At 71.3% G+C, this 16,491-nt stretch carries 12 protein-coding genes; 7 read left to right on the top strand and 5 right to left on the bottom strand.

The window, feature by feature from the left end; genetic code table 11:
• Positions 1 to 116 precede the first annotated feature (116 nt).
• The 6 genes from ABTZ91_RS08635 to ABTZ91_RS08610 all read left to right on the top strand — a co-directional run bounded on the left by ABTZ91_RS08635 (position 117) and on the right by ABTZ91_RS08610 (position 6,311).
• Positions 117 to 524 carry a DUF742 domain-containing protein gene (locus tag ABTZ91_RS08635; protein WP_352076384.1) on the top strand — a complete coding sequence of 136 codons (408 nt, stop codon included), beginning with the start codon at positions 117 to 119 and terminating at the stop codon, positions 522 to 524.
• The gene (locus ABTZ91_RS08630) at positions 505 to 1,095 is read left to right on the top strand and encodes an ATP/GTP-binding protein (protein WP_352076383.1); all 591 of its coding nucleotides are present in this window, start codon (positions 505 to 507) and stop codon (positions 1,093 to 1,095) included. Before ABTZ91_RS08635 ends, ABTZ91_RS08630 begins: the two co-directional genes overlap by 20 nt.
• A 351-nt stretch (positions 1,096 to 1,446) precedes the next feature.
• Entirely contained in the window at positions 1,447 to 4,665 is a 3,219-nt protein-coding gene (locus tag ABTZ91_RS08625) for a nitrate- and nitrite sensing domain-containing protein (protein ID WP_352076382.1), read from the top strand.
• Positions 4,666 to 4,675: 10 nt separating this feature from the next.
• Complete coding sequence (locus ABTZ91_RS08620) at positions 4,676 to 5,089, top strand: roadblock/LC7 domain-containing protein (protein ID WP_128978734.1); 414 nt, start codon at positions 4,676 to 4,678, stop codon at positions 5,087 to 5,089.
• Positions 5,090 to 5,182: 93 nt separating this feature from the next.
• Entirely contained in the window at positions 5,183 to 5,749 is a 567-nt protein-coding gene (locus ABTZ91_RS08615) for a DUF742 domain-containing protein (RefSeq protein ID WP_352076381.1), read from the top strand.
• The gene (locus tag ABTZ91_RS08610; RefSeq protein ID WP_071269896.1) at positions 5,730 to 6,311 is read left to right on the top strand and encodes an ATP/GTP-binding protein; all 582 of its coding nucleotides are present in this window, start codon (positions 5,730 to 5,732) and stop codon (positions 6,309 to 6,311) included. Before ABTZ91_RS08615 ends, ABTZ91_RS08610 begins: the two co-directional genes overlap by 20 nt.
• 137 nt (positions 6,312 to 6,448) lie before the next feature.
• Here ABTZ91_RS08610 and ABTZ91_RS08605 read toward each other — a convergent pair whose 3' ends face one another.
• The 5 genes from ABTZ91_RS08605 to ABTZ91_RS08585 form a co-directional block, all read right to left on the bottom strand.
• A complete protein-coding gene (locus tag ABTZ91_RS08605) occupies positions 6,449 to 6,652 on the bottom strand; it encodes an acyl-CoA carboxylase subunit epsilon (protein ID WP_352076380.1) in 204 nt (67 codons plus the stop codon).
• 15 nt (positions 6,653 to 6,667) lie between these two features.
• A complete protein-coding gene (locus ABTZ91_RS08600; protein WP_352076379.1) occupies positions 6,668 to 8,251 on the bottom strand; it encodes an acyl-CoA carboxylase subunit beta in 1,584 nt (527 codons plus the stop codon).
• A gap of 154 nt (positions 8,252 to 8,405) precedes the next feature.
• Positions 8,406 to 10,751, bottom strand: a complete 2,346-nt coding sequence (locus tag ABTZ91_RS08595; RefSeq protein ID WP_352076378.1) for a polysaccharide lyase 8 family protein — start codon at positions 10,749 to 10,751, stop codon at positions 8,406 to 8,408.
• A gap of 129 nt (positions 10,752 to 10,880) precedes the next feature.
• Positions 10,881 to 14,792 carry an endo-alpha-N-acetylgalactosaminidase family protein gene (locus ABTZ91_RS08590; RefSeq protein WP_352076377.1) on the bottom strand — a complete coding sequence of 1,304 codons (3,912 nt, stop codon included), beginning with the start codon at positions 14,790 to 14,792 and terminating at the stop codon, positions 10,881 to 10,883.
• A gap of 105 nt (positions 14,793 to 14,897) precedes the next feature.
• Positions 14,898 to 15,407: a hypothetical protein gene (locus ABTZ91_RS08585; RefSeq protein ID WP_352076376.1), complete on the bottom strand. Its 510-nt coding sequence runs from the start codon at positions 15,405 to 15,407 to the stop codon at positions 14,898 to 14,900.
• Positions 15,408 to 15,686: 279 nt separating this feature from the next.
• Here ABTZ91_RS08585 and ABTZ91_RS08580 point away from each other — a divergent pair, with 279 nt between their 5' ends.
• Positions 15,687 to 16,307, top strand: coding sequence for a YceI family protein (locus ABTZ91_RS08580; protein WP_352076375.1), 621 nt, complete (start codon positions 15,687 to 15,689; stop codon positions 16,305 to 16,307).
• Positions 16,308 to 16,491: the final 184 nt, after the last annotated feature.

Here is a 16,491-nt window from a genome sequence, read left to right as displayed (position 1 = left end):
GGACCGGCTGACCGACGGACCGGCTGACCGACTGTCCGGTTGACCGGCTGACCGACCCGGCCCCCCACCGGCCCCATCAGACGGCAGAGGCCTCTGCCGTCACGCCCGGAGGATTCATGACCCCGCCCCCCGCCTCTCACGATCCGTACGGCGCCTCGATAGACGACCCGTACGGACACGAGGGCGACCAGCCGCTGGTCCGTCCGTACGCGATGACCGGCGGCCGGACCCGGCCGCGCTACCAGCTCGCCATCGAGGCGCTGGTCAGCACCACGGCCGACCCCGCGCACCTGGCCACCCTGCTCCCCGAGCACCAGCGGATCTGCCACCTGTGCCGTGAGGTGAAGTCGGTGGCGGAGGTGTCGGCGCTCCTGTCGATGCCGCTCGGCGTCGCCCGCATCCTCGTGGCCGACCTGGCCGAGGCGGGCATGGTGGCCATCCACCAGCCGGGCAACGGAGAGGCCGGCGGCACGCCGGACGTGACACTGCTCGAAAGGGTGCTCAGTGGACTTCGCAAGCTCTAGCGGCGGATCCGTTCCGCAGGGTCGTTCGACCACCAGCGCGAAGATCGTGGTGGCCGGCGGCTTCGGCGTGGGCAAGACCACGTTCGTCGGCGCGGTCTCCGAGATCAATCCGCTGCGGACCGAGGCCGTGATGACGGCGGCTTCGGCGGGCATCGACGACCTGACGCACACCGGAGGCAAGACCACCACCACGGTGGCCATGGACTTCGGCCGCATCACCCTGGACCAGGACCTGATCCTGTACCTCTTCGGTACGCCCGGTCAGGACCGCTTCTGGTTCATGTGGGACGACCTGGTCCGCGGCGCCATCGGCGCCGTCGTCCTGGTCGACACCCGGCGTCTGGCGGACTGCTTCCCCGCCGTCGACTACTTCGAGAACTCCGGCCTTCCTTTCGTGATCGCTCTGAACGGCTTCGACGGCCACCAGCCGTACGCGCCCGACGAGGTCCGTGAGGCCCTCCAGATCGGTCCCGACACTCCCATCATCACGACCGACGCCCGCCACCGCGCGGACGCCAAGAGCGCGCTCATCACCCTCGTCGAGCACGCCCTCATGGCGCGTCTGAAGTAGTACACATCAAGTAGAAGCCGGGATACGGCAGTTGTCGTAGAGGTTTTGGGGGCGGTCTGTGTCCTTCGACACGACCGTCCCGGGGTTCATAACATTTCGACAGAGAATTGGGGCGCCTCGGACACCCGACGCATCCGATCGGTGCCGCTGCGCTCACATGAGCCCCGCTTTTTGGCGGGGCTCGCTCTTTATGCCCGTTTTATCTCGGGTGCGAGCCAGAAAAACCGGCTGCTCCGCACTGTTTGGAGGGGACCCCCTTCACGTGCTGCAATTCATGAACTCCCGAGTAGTACGGCCCTGAACGAAACACCGGCACAACGTAGGTGCCGACGCCGAGAGGTTGTTGGTCGAGTGAGGCGAAGCAAGGAAAGCTCCGCGGAACAGCAGGCGCGGGGCAACTTCACGCCGCCGTCCCGCCCGGGGTTCGCACCCGTGGACGAGCCCGTGACGCCCCCGGCCCCGAGCCGCAAGGGCAGCTCCAGCAAGCTGTCCCCGCGCAACTGGCGCGTGCCCACCAGGCTGAACGCCATCCTCCTCATACCCGTGCTCGTCGGCCTGGTCATGGGCGGCTTCCAGGTGAAGACCGCCATCGACACCTGGCAGGAGGCGAAGGACGCCGAGAAGACGGCGCTCATCGTGCGCGCCGCCTCGGAGTACAGCCAGGCGCTGCTCAACGAGCGTGACCTCACCGCCATCCCGCTGCTCAAGGCCAAGGACGCCGCCGACCGCGAGAGCGACGAGGTCACCCAGGCGTACGCGGCCACCGACGCCGCCAAGCTGAAGTTCGACGAGGCGGCCACCAACCTGCCGAGCGGGCAGGGCCTGGAGCGCCGCCTCGGCCTCTTCCGCAACGCCGAGCCCAAGCTCGCCGAGCTGCGCAAGGTCGCCTACACCCGCGCGCTCGACCCGGTGGAGACCCAGCGCAAGTACACCGAGGTCCAGCACTACCTGATGGAGTTCTCCAACGAGCTCGGTCTGGGCACCGGCAACATCACCAGCTACGGCCGTACGGTCTACGCGATCCAGCTCGCGAAGGCCGCCGAGTCCCTGCAGCGGTCGATCGGCACCCAGCTCCTGGTCCGTCCCTCCAAGAAGGACGACGTCTTCGCGCAGCAGTCGGTTGCGTTCAACTCGTACAACTACCTGGAGCAGATCGCCCTCGGCGAGTACCAGTCGGGTGGCACCGAGGCCGACGTGGAGCGGCTGAAGAAGGTCATGGCCGGCAAGGCCGCCGAGGGCTCCAAGAAGATGGCCGCGGCCGGCGTCGAGCTGCCCAAGGGCGGCGACGGCTCCGTGTACACCGGCGTGGCCCAGCTGATCGGTTCCGCGAAGGACGCCGACGCGCTCGCGGACCTCAAGCAGCAGGGCATCACCGCCGAGACCTGGATGGCCGTCGCCACCGCCAAGTTCGACGGCTACACCGAGGTCGAGAAGGAGCTCGTCGACAAGGCCGTGACCGAGGCCGCCGGCATCGCGAGCGACGCCCAGACCGACGCCTGGGTCAACGGCGGCATCGTCGTGATCGCCCTGCTCGCCGCCTTCATCCTGGCCGGGATGATGGCCCGCCAGATGAGCCGCTCGATGAGCGAGCTGCGCACCGCCGCCTTCTCCATCGCCGAGCAGCGCCTGCCGATGCTGGTCGACCAGCTCTCCCGCACCGAGCCGGGCCGGGTCGACACCCGTGTGCAGCCCATCCCGATCGACTCCCAGGACGAGATCGGCGAGGTCGCCCGCGCCTTCGACCAGGTGCACCGCGAGGCCGTCCGGCTCGCCGCCGAGCAGGCCATGCTCCGCGGCAACGTCAACGCGATCTTCACCAACCTCTCGCGCCGCAACCAGTCGCTGATCGAGGGCCAGCTGACCCTGATCACCGACCTGGAGAACAACGAGGCCGACCCGGACCAGCTGGAGAACCTCTTCAAGCTGGACCACCTGGCCACCCGTATGCGCCGCAACGGCGAGAACCTCCTCGTCCTCGCCGGCGAGGAGCCCGGACGCCGCTGGGACCAGCCGGTCCCGCTGGTCGACGTCATGCGCGCCGCCTCCTCCGAGGTGGAGCAGTACGAGCGCATCGAGCTGGCCGGCGTCCCCGACGCCGAGATCCACGGCCAGGCCGTGACCGACCTCGTGCACCTGCTCGCCGAGCTCCTGGAGAACGCCACCACGTTCTCCTCCCCGCAGACCAAGGTCCGGGTCACCGCGACCCGCCTGCCCGACGGCCGCGTCATGGTCGAGATCCACGACAAGGGCATCGGCCTGACCGCCGAGGACTTCGCGGACATCAACCACAAGCTGGCCAACCCGCCGACCGTGGACGCCGCCGTCTCGCAGCGCATGGGCCTGTTCGTGGTCGGCCGCCTCGCCGACCGGCACGGCATCCGGGTCCAGCTGCGCCCCTCGGGCGAGCAGGCCGGCACCACCTCGCTGGTCATGCTGCCGGACGCGATCACGCACGGCGGTGGCGGCGAGCAGCCGGTGCAGGACGACTTCACCGTCTCGCAGATCATCCCGCAGCAGGCGCAGCACGCCTTCGAGCCGCAGGCACAGCCGATGCGGACCGCGGCCGAGCTGGGCTTCGACGACTCGCGCTACGAGCAGCCGGCCGACGAGCGTCAGCTCGACCCGGTGAACCGCTCCCTGATGCGCGAGGAGCGCCGGGCGGCCCTGGGGGCCCAGATGCAGCAGGGCGACGACCGCCCGCTGTACCGGGACGAGACGGACGCCTCCGGGCAGCAGACGTACGTACCGCAGGAGCACCAGCAGGAGTACGGCGCGGAGCGGTCCGGCGACTACCCGCAGGAGTACGCCCAGGACTACGGGCAGGACTACCCGCAGGGCCAGGACGCCTACGGCTTCCCGCAGCAGGGGTACGAGCAGTACGAGCAGCCCGCCGACGGCTACCGCGAGCAGGCATATGCGGAAGCCTCGTACGACGGCGGCACGAGTGGCCACAACGGATACCAGAGCGGCTACGAACCCCAGCCCCACCAGGGAGACTGGCAGCAGCAGGCCGGCTACGGCGACGGCTACGCGCAGCAGTTCGGGACGGAATCGGAATCTGTCCAGGCCGCTCCCGAACAGGACCGTGACCGCGTAGGCTTCGACCGTCCGGGTGCCACGCCGAGCCCCTCCCCGGACGCCGGCCACGCGCTGACCGACGCCGGTCTGCCGCGCCGCGGCAGCGTCGCCCCGCAGGCGCCGCAGACCCCGCAGGCGCCGCGGTCCGCGCCGTCGGCCCAGACCGCGGGTCCGGCCGGCGACGAAGCCGACGGCACCGGGGACTGGCGCTCCGCCAACGACGAGCGCTGGTCCCGGGCCGAGAAGCTCCGCGACCCGAAGGCGGGCGGGGTCACCCCCTCCGGCCTTCCGCGACGGGTCCCCAAGGCCAACCTGGTCGAGGGAGCCGCGGAGCAGACCCCGCAGGGCGGCCCACAGGTCTCCCGCGCACCCGAGGACGTGCGGGGCAGGTTGAGCAACCTGCGCCGCGGAGTCCAGCAGGGACGCAGCGGGGGTACGGACACGAACGGATCGGGCCTCGGCCCGGGCAACACCTACAACCAGGAGCGTTAGTGTGAGCGCGATGAGCCAGGCGGCGCAGAATCTGAACTGGTTGATCACCAACTTCGTGGACAACACCCCCGGGGTGTCCCACACGGTGGTGGTCTCCGCCGACGGCCTCCTGCTGGCGATGTCCGAGGGGTTCCCCCGGGACCGCGCCGACCAGCTTGCGGCGGTCGCGTCCGGGCTGACCTCGCTGACCGCGGGCGCGTCCCGGATCTTCGAGGGCGGTGCCGTCAACCAGACCGTCGTGGAGATGGAGCGCGGCTTCCTCTTCATCATGTCGATCTCGGACGGTTCCTCGCTGGCCGTGCTCGCCCACCCCGAGTCCGACATCGGTCTCGTGGGCTACGAGATGGCACTGCTCGTCGACCGCGCGGGAAGCGTCCTGACCCCCGACCTGCGGGCGGAACTCCAGGGAAGTCTTCTCAACTAACAGACAGACAGTGCGTTTCTCGCCACCGCACCGTAGGGTGCGGTGGCGCGGTTCCAAGGGACATGGGGCCGCGAGGCAGTCGGAGGAGGAGACGTGGGTACACCCCCGGGCACAAGCCCCTACAACGGTTTCGACGCGCATCAGGCGCCGCTGGGCGACCCCGCGCAGAACCGCTTCAACTTTCCCTCCGCGCCGAGCAGACAGGGCACCCAGCAGCCCTATCAGCAGCAGCCCCAGCCTCAGCACCCGGCCGCCGGCAGCCCGAGCGCGCCCGCCGCGCCGGGCCGCAGGGCGGGCGGTCAGGGCGCCTCTGGCGGGCACAACCCGCTCGTGCGCCCGTACGCGATGACCGGCGGCCGGACCCGGCCGCGTTACCAGCTCGCCATCGAGGCGCTGGTCAGTACGACGGCCGATCCGTCCCGGCTGCAGGGGCAGTTGCCCGAGCACCAGCGGATCTGCCGGCTGTGCTTCGAGATCAAGTCGGTCGCCGAGATCTCGGCACTTCTCTCCATCCCCCTCGGCGTTGCCCGGATTCTCGTCGCCGACCTGGCCGAGGCCGGACTTGTCGCCATCCACCAGCCCGGCGGCGACGAGGCCGCCGGCGGTCAGCCAGACGTGACACTGCTCGAAAGGGTGCTCAGTGGACTTCGCAAGCTCTAGCGGCGGCGCGACCCGTTCAACCACCAGCGCGAAGATCGTGGTGGCGGGTGGCTTCGGCGTGGGCAAGACCACATTCGTCGGCGCCGTCTCCGAGATCAACCCGCTGCGAACCGAGGCCGTGATGACGTCCGCGTCCGCGGGCATCGACGACCTCACCCACACGGGCGACAAGACGACGACGACTGTCGCCATGGACTTCGGCCGCATCACCCTGGACCAGGACCTGATCCTGTACCTCTTCGGTACGCCCGGTCAGGACCGCTTCTGGTTCATGTGGGACGACCTGGTCCGCGGCGCCATCGGCGCCGTCGTCCTGGTCGACACCCGGCGCCTCGCCGACTGCTTCCCGGCCGTCGACTACTTCGAGAACTCGGGTCTGCCCTTCGTCATCGCCCTGAACGGCTTCGACGGCCACCAGCCGTACACCCCCGACGAGGTCCGCGAGGCCCTCCAGATCGGTCCCGACACCCCGATCATCACGACCGACGCCCGCCACCGCGCGGACGCCAAGAGCGCGCTCATCACCCTCGTCGAGCACGCCCTCATGGCCCGCCTGCGGTAGTTGTCCCCGGCGTTCGCCGAAGGCCGCGTCCCCTTGTGGGGAACGCGGCCTTCGGCGTGTGTGCCCCGCCGGGCACGGCTAAGGGCCGGGCCCCGGTCTCGACCGGGGCCCGGCCCTTAGCCGTGCGTGCGGCGGCGTCAGCGCCAGCTGTGCGGCGCGCGGAAGCCGTTCTCGCGCTCCAGGCGGCGCCAGCCGGCCGTCGAGCGGCGGCGGTGGGCGGGCTGCTCGGCGGGGGTGGCGGCGGCGCGGGCGAGCAGGACCGCGGTGATGGCGGCCAGCTCCTCGGGCTCGGCGTGGCCCTTCTCGACGCGGAGAAGGCTGGCTGTGGCAGACGTGGTCACTGAGGTGGGCTCCTCTTACTGAGGCGGGTTGCCGTGCTTGCGGGACGGCAGGTCGGCGTGCTTGGTGCGGAGCATCGCGAGGGACTTGATCAGTACCTCGCGGGTCTCGGCGGGGTCGATGACGTCGTCGACGAGACCGCGCTCGGCGGCGTAGTACGGGTGCATCAGCTCGGCCTTGTACTCCTTGACCATGCGGGCCCGCATGGCCTCGGGGTCCTCGGCCTCCGCGATCTGCTTGCGGAAGATGACGTTGGCGGCGCCTTCGGCACCCATCACCGCGATTTCGTTGGTGGGCCAGGCGTACGTCAGGTCGGCTCCGATGGACTGGGAGTCCATGACGATGTACGCGCCGCCGTACGCCTTGCGCAGGATCAGCGAGATCCGGGGCACGGTCGCGTTGCAGTAGGCGTACAGCAGCTTCGCGCCGTGGCGGATGATTCCACCGTGCTCCTGGTCGACGCCGGGCAGGAAGCCGGGTACGTCCAGAAGGGTGATGATCGGGATGTTGAAGGCATCGCACATCTGGACGAAGCGGGCGGCCTTCTCGGACGCCTCGATGTCCAGGACACCGGCGAGGGTCTGCGGCTGGTTGGCCACGATGCCGACGACCTGGCCGTCGAGCCGGGCCAGGGCGCAGATGATGTTGCGGGCCCAGCGCTCGTGGATCTCCAGGTAGTCGCCGTCGTCGACGAGCTCCTCGATGACCTTGTGCATGTCGTACGGGCGGTTGCCGTCGGCGGGCACGAGGTCGAGCAGGACGTCCGAGCGGCGGTCGGCCGGGTCTTCGGAGGCGACGGCCGGCGGGTTCTCGCGGTTGTTCTGCGGGAGCATCGACAGCAGGTAGCGCACCTCGGCGATGCAGGTCTCCTCGTCGTCGTACGCGAAGTGCGCGACGCCGCTGGTCTCGGCGTGCACGTCGGCGCCGCCGAGGCCGTTCTGGGTGATCTCCTCGCCGGTGACCGCCTTGACGACGTCCGGTCCGGTGATGAACATCTGCGAGGTCTCGCGGACCATGAAGACGAAGTCGGTGAGGGCGGGGCTGTAGGCCGCGCCGCCGGCGCACGGGCCGAGCATGACCGAGATCTGCGGGATGACGCCCGAGGCCCGGGTGTTGCGCTGGAAGATGCCGCCGTAGCCGGCGAGGGCGGAGACGCCCTCCTGGATGCGGGCACCCGCGCCGTCGTTGAGGGAGACCAGCGGGGCGCCGGCCGCGATGGCCATGTCCATGATCTTGTGGATCTTGGTGGCGTGGGCCTCGCCGAGGGCGCCGCCGAAGATCCGGAAGTCGTGCGCGTAGACGAAGACCGTGCGGCCCTCGACCGTGCCCCAGCCGGTGATGACGCCGTCGGTGTACGGCTTCCTGGCCTCCAGGCCGAAGCCGCTGGCGCGGTGCCGGCGCAGCTGCTCGACCTCCTGGAAGGAACCAGGGTCGAGAAGCAGCTCGATGCGCTCGCGAGCGGTCAGCTTGCCCTTGGCGTGCTGGGCCTCGGTCGCCCGGTCACTCGGGCCGCGCCGAGCCTGCTCGCGCAGCTCGTGCAGCTCGGCCACACGGCCACGGGCGTCGGTGGGCTCGCTCGGGATCTGGTCCACAACGGTCATGTACCGACCCTACGAACTCGGTGGGGAAAACCCCGCCGTCGACTCCGTACAGTCTCGCGTGTCGAATCCTGGTGGGGACGGACAGAACCGTCACCCCACCAGGCCGACTCAACAGCCAGACACCCCAGCCGATTGTAGGGTTTCCACATAAACCCTAGAGGAGCAGGGTGCAACGGTGGGTGGCGCACGCCGTACCGGGCGTGATCCGCAGCCGCAGCGCGGGTCCGGTGCCGAGCACCTCCACCGTGGCGTCCCGGGAGAGCACGGCCCGTACCGGCCGGTCCCAGACCAGCTCGAAGGGCTGCCCGGAGCGGGGCGGCTCGCTGATGCCGAGAGTCGCCGTGGAGCGCCCCCGTCGCAGCAGCACGCTCGCGGGCGCGGAGACGGTGAGGCGGTCCACCGTACCGGCCTGCCAGAAGTTGGCGGCGGTCAGTCCGAGGGACGGGACGGCGACGGCCTGCCGGTCGGCGCCGTTGGCGAGGATCCGCAGCCAGCCGGGGTCGGCGGCGCGGGCGGCGAGGCCGGCCGGCGAGGCGCCCGGCATCAGCAGGTACGCGTAGGAGGCGTCCGTCGGGTCGGTGCCGTGGTCGAACCAGAGGGTCTGGTAGCGGCGGGTGCGGCGCTCGGTGGAGCTGGTGGTGTTGATGTCGCTCCAGGCGCCGGTGCGGTCCTCGCGCAGGGTGCGCAGCCGCTCCGTAGCGCCCGGACCGGGGAAGACCCAGCCGCCGTGCCCGGCGAGGTGCGCCCAGCCGTCGCCCCGGGTGAAGGCCGCGTTCCCGGCCTCTCCCAGGCAGCGGTTGTCGACGACCGTCTCGACGGGGACGCCGTCCCGGGCGGTGATGCCCGCGCCCAGGCAGATCACCGCATCGGCGGCGCAGAACCAGGACTTGCGGGCCTGGAGGGTGGAGCCGAGGCCCTTGAGGTGCTGGCCGACGGCGGCGAACTCGCCGTCGGTGGCACCGCCGACCCACTTCACGGCCGGCTTGGGCGCGCCCCACTCGCCGCCGGCCCGGTCGGCGAGGCGCTTGGTGGAGACGGTGGTGCCGGGCAGCCGGTAGGGGTCGACGGTGGGCCAGAACCAGTCGGTGTACTGGCCGCCCTGGCCTTCCGTCCACCAGGAGAGCATTCCGGCGCCGGTGTGCCAGCCGCGCGGGTTCTCGCCGTTGCCGCACTCGTAGTACGCGATCCGCTCGGAGGCCATGGCGATGTTGGCGGCCCAGCCGGGGCGGCGGTGCACGGCCCGGTCCATGGCGGCGAAGAGCCGGTGCCCGGTGGGTTCGGGGGCGGCGGGGACGGGCGCGGCGGCGACGGCGTGGAGGCGGGCGAGGTCGGCGACGCCGAAGTGGCGGGCGGTCAGGATCGGGGAGACGGTGTCGCGTTCGATCCAGCCCTTCACGCGCGCGTGCCAGCGGTCGCGTTCGGCGGGGCTCGCGCCGCCGGCGAGCAGGGCGATGGCGGCGATGATCCCCTGGCCGTGGAAGTGGTCGGAGCGCATGATCCGCCGCTCGTCGTTCCTCAGCAGACCGCGGCTGATGGCACGGCCGTTGACGCTGTCCATCATCAGGCCGTCGTAGACGAGGGGTGCGTAGGCCTTCTCGACGCTGTCGAGGACGATCTGCCGGTTCGGGTCGGTGACGTCCCAGGAGCTTTTGGCCAGCAGGCTGAAGAGCCGGCCGAGGCCGTCGAGCATGACCTGGCCGTAGGTGCCCGAGTAGGCGACCCAGGTGTGCTGGACGAAGGAGCCGTCGGCGTAGAGGCCGTCGCCCTTGGTGACGTACGGGAAGACGGGTGACAGTGCGTCGCGGGCAAGGGCGATCTTGGCGGGGTCCGCGCCGAGCACACCGCGCAGGGCGACCGAGCGGCACAGGTCGACGCGGTTGGCTCCGGTGGAGGTGCCGGTGTAGGAGCCGAGCACGCTGTCGGGGACGAAGTGGTCGACGGCCGCGCAGGCGCCGGCGATCCGCTCGGCGCCGAGCTGCGGGTGGAGGGCGGCGACGATGTCCATGAGCAGGCGCGGGGAGCCGATCTGCCACTCCCACCAGTTGCCGTAGCGGGTGGTGCCGGGGTGGTAGACCCGCTCGGAGAGGTGGTCGAGGCCGCGCAGGACATCGGCGAGGAGGCCGGGGTCGCCGGTGAGCCCCGTGCCGCCTTGGACGTACGCCTGGGTCATCGTCCACAGCCGGCTGTAGCTCTGGGTGATGCCGGCGGGCGGGTCGAAGGCGTATCCGGGCCACAGGGAGGTGGCGGTGGGCGCCATGGTGTCACGGAAGGCGCGGGCGAGGGTGCCGGTCTCGGCGAGCCGGGAGGCGTAGGGCTCGGCCCCGGCGTCGTAGCCGGAGCCGAGCTGGATGGCGAGCCAGCGCCGCCGCAGGGTCTCGAACTCGTCCGCCTCGGACGCCCGCACCGGTGCGGCGTGGGCGAGGGGGTCGAGGGCGAGGGCGGCCGCGGTGGCGGAGGCGGTCACGAGGAAGGTGCGGCGGGACCAGGCGGGGACGGGCACGGGAGCCTCCCGGGAAGGGTGGTGGAGACCGGTTGGCGCCTGGTGTAGCAGCGGCTTCCGAACGCAATCAATGAGCACGGCGGGAGTGGATGGAAGCGCTTTCCGTCCGCTCCCGCCCGCGCCCGCGGGTCAGGTCCCGCAGTGGAAGCGGGCGTTGCCCCAGTCCGCGTGGTCGTTGCCGTTGCCGTCGCCGGCGTCGCCGACGACCAGGTCGACGTACGAGGCGCCGGTGACGTCGGCGGTCAGCGGCCAGGCGCTGTCGGCGGCCTTGAGGACCGGGGACTTCGCCTTCTCCGTGCCGTCGGCGAGCACGCTGAACTGGACGCTGCCCCGGGTGGTCTGCGCGTCGTCCACGCCGACCTCGGCGGTGAAGGAGGTGCAGCGTCCGCCGAGGTAGTAGCGCACCTTCGCGGTCGCGTGGGTGCCGAGTCCCTTGGCGTAGGTGACTCCGCCGATCCGGAGCGGGCCGCCGTCGCCGCTGCCGGTCCCGCCGTTGGACAGGTCCTTCTCGGCGGGGCCCCAGCCGTTGGCGGCGGAGGTCCAGTCGAGGTCGCTCGCCCAGGCGTCGGCGGTGGGCGGCGGGGGCAGGGTGCGGACGGTGGTGGCCGCGGTCAGCCGGCGCGGCTGGCCGCCGATGCCGTACGTGACGGCGGCGGCCAGGTCGTAGGGGCGGTAGGCGGCGTCGACGGGCGGGGTGACCCGCCAGGTGGCGGTGGCCGTCTGGCCCGGGGCGACGGAGGCGAGGGTGACCGGTCCGGCCGGTTCGGCGGTCCAGCCCTCGGGGAGGGTGAGGGTCGCCTCGGCGCCGGAGACGGCGGCGGCCTCGTCGTTGCCGAAGGTGGCGGTGACGGTGTTCGCCCGGCCCGGTTCCAGGGTCTCGGGCGCCGTCACAAGGAGCGTGCCGCAGGCGGCCCGCTCGGTGGCCGGGCCGAGGTCGGTGACGGTGAAGCGGTCGAGGACGAAGTCGGCGCCGTCGGGGGCGTCGGCGCGCTTGCGCAGTCCGGTCCAGGTGTCGCCGCAACCGGCGGTCACCGTCTGGGAGAAGTGGGCGGTGGTCTGCTGCTGCCCGAGCGGGGTGCGGCGGGTCTCGACGGGGGTGCCCTGGCCGGTCGTACGGTCGTAGCCGGTGACCCATTCGTAGGCGCCCGCGTGGCTGGACTGGTAGTCGAACTCGACGCGGTAGCTGCGGCCGTCCTTCATGGGGACGGTCCAGGGGGCCGTCCGGTAGACCAGGCCGCTGTTCTCGTCGTGGGACTTGAGGGACTCGGCGCCTTCGAGGACGTCGTCGACCAGCTTCCCGTTCCAGCCGGCCTGGGTGTAGGGGGCGTGGAGCTGGGCGATGTGGGTGCGCGGGTCGGTGGTGCCGCCGGCGTCGCCCTTGAGGAAGGGCCCCCAGCCCTGGTCGACGGCCTCGAAGTCCTCGTACGCCGTCGCCCCGGCCTTCGTCGCCGGGTCGTTCGCGACGATGCGGACGTCGTCCAGGCGGACGGCGGCGGCAGAGCCGCTCGCCGCCTCGACGCGCAGGGTGGTGGTGCCGGTGGCGGGGGCGGTGAAGGTGGTCTTGGCGCGCTGGAAGCGGGTGCCGTTCCAGTCGGAGGCGGCGACCCGGTCGGTCAGGGTGGAGCGGGCGACGGTGACGGAGCTGCCGCCGGCGGACAGGGTGGTGGGGCGGGTCTTCCCCGCCTCGACCTCGACGAGGACGGAGGCGGTGTAGCGCTTGCCCGGGGTCAGGCCGGTGATCTGCTGGCGGACGGAGGCGGCGGCGGAGCCGGTGAGCTTCGCGCTGTTGCGGCCGTGCGCGTCGGTGTCGCGGGCCACGGTGCCGGTCTTCGTCCAGGAGCCGAGCCGGGCGTCGTTGAAGCCGGGGTCGCGGACCGGGGTGCCCTCGCCCCAGCGGGGCTCGGGGGCGGCCGGGGCGGTGCCGGGGTGGAGGACGTAGGGCTGTCCGGCGGTGGCGTCGAGGGTGATCCGGCCGCCGACGGGGGTGACCGTGCCGGTCCTCACCCGGCCGTTGTCGGTGAGCTTGTAGACGGTGTACGAGCCGGTGCCGGCGGGCACGGCCCAACTGGTCCGGCCGCCCGTCCTGTTGTAGTGGTAGAGCTTGCTTCCGCCGGCCCAGGGCAGCAGGTAGGCGTCGCCGTCGAGGACCTTGCGGCCGTGCTCGTAGAAGGTGCGGCGGCCGTTCTCGACGGTGCCGCGGACGCCGCCGGTGAAGGTGATGTCGTCACCGTTCCAACGCGTGATCCGCTGCTGCTGGAGGTACTTGGCGGGCAGGTTGCGCTGCCAGATGTTGGCGGTGAAGGCGGTGTGGTCGGTCTCGCCGGTCCAGCCCTCGAAGTCGACGAGGGCGGTCTGGCCGAGGACGGGGTGGTCGTTCCAGACGTCCTTCTCGCCGTTGCGGATGAAGCGGATGATCTGGGAGTTGAGGCCCTTGTTGGTGACGCCGCCGTAGTCGAGGTCGTTGGCCCAGTGGGACCAGAGGGAGGCCCGCTCGAACTTCTCCGACCACTCGGTGGCGACGTTCCAGCCCTGCGCCTGCATGGCCTGCACCGTCTTGTCGGCGATCCAGCCGTGCGTGTAGTAGACGTCGATGTAGAGCGTCGAGAGGCCCGGGTCGGTCTCGTCGCGCAGCTGCCGGAAGCGGCGGGCGAGGTCGCCGCTGTTCACGTCCCGGCGCTGGTCGATGTAGTAGCTCTGGTTGAGCCAGTTCCAGCCGGGCCTGCTCTTGTCGACGAGGGTCTCGCTGAAGTTCTTCGCCTCGGGGTAGGCCTCGGTGGCGTTGACGTGGACGCCGAAGTCCGCACCCCACTTCTTCCCCTGCTTCAGAAGGGTGTTGAGGTCGGCGAGGCCGCCGGCGCGCTTGTTGTAGTTGCCGCCGTAGTCGGGGTGGGCGGAGTCGTGGCCCTCGGAGCCGTATCCCTTGAGCAGGGCGAACTGGCCGAGTCCGTCGGTGGCCAGCGAGATCCGTTTGACGTCGTCGAGGGTGCGCAGGAAGGGGTGGGTGGCGTTGGAGGCGAAGTTGAACGGGATGTGGGCGACGACCCGGTTCGGGGTCTGGTCGCTGCCCGGGGCCTTGATGCCGATGGTGCGGAAGGCGATGGCGCCGTCCTGCCAGTCGGTGCGGCCGTCGCCGTTGGCGTCGGGGGTGACGACGACCTTGGCCCAGGGCAGGTGGTCGCCGCTCTCGGGCTGGGGGGCGCCGGCGCCGCGGTAGGTCCACTGGCCGGACCAGACGCCGACGCGGGTCTCGGTGCCGGCGGGGGTGGCCGTCTTGCGGGCCTGGTGCCAGAAGCGGGCGCCGTCGCGGGCGGAGGCTCCGGAGGGCTTGTCGTAGCTGGAGTTGGACTCGACGGCGGCGGCGAGCTGCCCGGTGCTGACGAGCGCGTAGCTCGCGCCGACGGGTGTGCTGTCGGCCGGGGTGGCGTCGGTGACCCGGGCGAAGACGTCGGCGGTCCGGGTGGAGTCGGGGTCGAGCCGGGTGAAGGCGGTGGCGGCACCGGGGTCGGTGGAGCCGACGGAGACCAGGTCGTGGCCGGGGATGTCCAGGGTGCCGACCCGGAAGGCCTCGGTGTCGCGGACGGCGGTGACCCGGAAGGTGGTGGCCCGGCCGCTGACGCTCAGCCGGGCGTCGATCTCGACGCCGGGCAGGTCGGGGAAGACGAGGGTGTACGCGGCGGAGTCGGCGGTCACCACGGGTGCGGCCTTGGCCCGGACGGTGTGGGCGGTGCCGTTGAGGACGACCTGGGTGACGGGGGCGGTCGAGCCGAGGAGCCGGGCGCCGGTGGCGCGGTCGGTGTAGGCGAGGACGCGCGGGAAGTCCTCGGCGACGGAGACGGAGAGCTGCTCGGAGCCGATGACGGCGGAGGCGGCGGTCCCGGCGGTGGCGGACGGCGTGGCCGGGGCCTCGGCGGGGGGTGCGGCGCGGTCCGGGCCGGCCCCGAGGGCGGGGCCGGCCAGGGCGAGCACGGCGGAGGCGGCGGCGGCCAGCGCACAGGCCGTGCGCAGCCGCCGCGCCGCGGCGGGAGGGTATGGGTGCGACATGCGCACTAGTTGGCCCGTGTGACGGACCACCGTCAACGAGATCGCGCGTCGACGGCCCCTCCAGTCCAACAACCCCCTGCGGTTAGTCCAAGTGCCTCAAGGCCCTCAGCAGCCACCGCAGTTGTAGTAGGTGACGTCCCAGTGGTTGCCCTCGTCGGCGTAGATGTTGCCGGAGGCGGACTTCCACTGCGGGGCGCCGTCACCCCGTACGCCGATGTAGGTGAAGGTGTTCTTGATGTAGTTCCCGACGCAGGTGTACTTGCTGTAGTCGAGCTTGTAGCCGTTCCAGTGGGAGTACGTGCCGCTCGCGTGGCCGGTCTCGGTGCCGCCCGTGATGTTGAGGGCGCAGCCGCTGGCCCGCTTGAGGGTCTGGGCGCCCTGGGCGGTGGCGAGGTTGAGCTGCTCGAAGGACGTGCAGGTGGAGTTGTAGCGGTCCGAGCAGCCGCCGGACGAGGACCAGGTGATGCCGACCTCGCGGAACATCGAGGTGGCGGTGGAGTGGCTGATCTTGGTGACGGCGTGGGCGTCGGTGGCGGTGGCGAGGACGCCGAAGCCCGGGGCGAAGAGGGCGCCGAGGACGAGGGCGAGGGCGGTGAGGACGGAGCGGAGCTTCACGGTTCGGTTCCTCCTGGGAGTGAACGTACGTGGGGATCGCTACGTGGGCCGCTGCGGGGAATCGCTGAGCGGATTCTCTGCGTGGGGATCGCGCAGGGAGATGGTGGCGCAGGTCTACGCGCGTCCGCTAGAGGGCCTCGGGGTGCTTCTGGGGCCGTACGGGTGAACGGTCCACCCGAGATGTTGAAAGTTGAACGGAATAGGTCTATGGTCGATCTCGTTGAAGGTTCAACAAACCTCGCAGCGCACACCCCGCGCACCGTCCCCCAAGGAGCACTCATGGGTCTCTTCAGCCGCAAGAACAACGAGTCCGCCGCCTCCGCCTCCGCCGTCGCCACCCTCCCGGTGGACCCGGCCCTGGCCGCCCTCACCGGCACGTACACCATCGACCCGGCCCACAGCAGCATCGGCTTCACCGTCCGTCACGCGATGGTCACCAACGTGCGCGGCAGCTTCGCCGAGCACGAGGGCACGCTGGAGCTGAACGGCTCCGACCCGGCCGCCTCCAGCGCCTCGATCGACGTGAAGATCGCCTCCATCGACACGGGCATCGCCGACCGCGACGGCCACCTGCGCAGCGGCGACTTCTTCGACGCCGAGCGCTTCCCGCTGATGACCTTCCGCTCCACCAAGGCCGAGCAGCTGGGCGGCGACCTCTACCGCGTCACCGGCGACCTCACCATCAAGGACGTCACCAAGCCGCTCTCCATCGACCTGGAGTTCAACGGCGTGGCCACGGACGTCTACGGCAACGAGCGCGTCGGCTTCGAGGGCTCGGCCGAGATCCTGCGCTCCGAGTGGGGCCTGACCTGGAACGCGGCCCTGGAGACCGGCGGCGTCATGGTCAGCGACAAGGTCAAGCTGAACTTCGACATCTCCGCCATCAGGAACGCCGCCTGAGCGAGCCCCGGCCCTGCCGGGAAACGAGCGCGCCCGCCTCTCCGCCGTCACGGAGGGCGGGCGCTCGGCGTTCCGGCCCCCGCGGCCCCCGCGTGCCGGGCGGCTGGGCGATCGGCGATCGGCGATCGGCCGGCGATCGGCGTTCCGGCCCCCGCGGGTCGGGCGGCTGGGCGGTCGGTCGGCG

Source organism: Streptomyces sp. NPDC126499 (assembly GCF_040302485.1).
GTDB lineage: Bacteria > Actinomycetota > Actinomycetes > Streptomycetales > Streptomycetaceae > Streptomyces.
The sequence above is the reverse complement of the archived record's forward strand: the minus strand, read 5'-3'. Positions and strand labels throughout refer to the sequence as shown.

Excerpts from the sequence above, each read along its gene's own strand:
- ABTZ91_RS08635 (WP_352076384.1), top strand. The coding sequence starts at position 117 with ATGACCCCGCCCCCCGCCTCTCACGATCCGTACGGCGCCTCGATAGAC.
- ABTZ91_RS08620 (WP_128978734.1), top strand. The coding sequence starts at position 4,676 with ATGAGCCAGGCGGCGCAGAATCTGAACTGGTTGATCACCAACTTCGTG.
- ABTZ91_RS08600 (WP_352076379.1), bottom strand. The coding sequence starts at position 8,251 with ATGACCGTTGTGGACCAGATCCCGAGCGAGCCCACCGACGCCCGTGGC.
- ABTZ91_RS08590 (WP_352076377.1), bottom strand. The coding sequence starts at position 14,792 with ATGTCGCACCCATACCCTCCCGCCGCGGCGCGGCGGCTGCGCACGGCC.
- ABTZ91_RS08580 (WP_352076375.1), top strand. The coding sequence starts at position 15,687 with ATGGGTCTCTTCAGCCGCAAGAACAACGAGTCCGCCGCCTCCGCCTCC.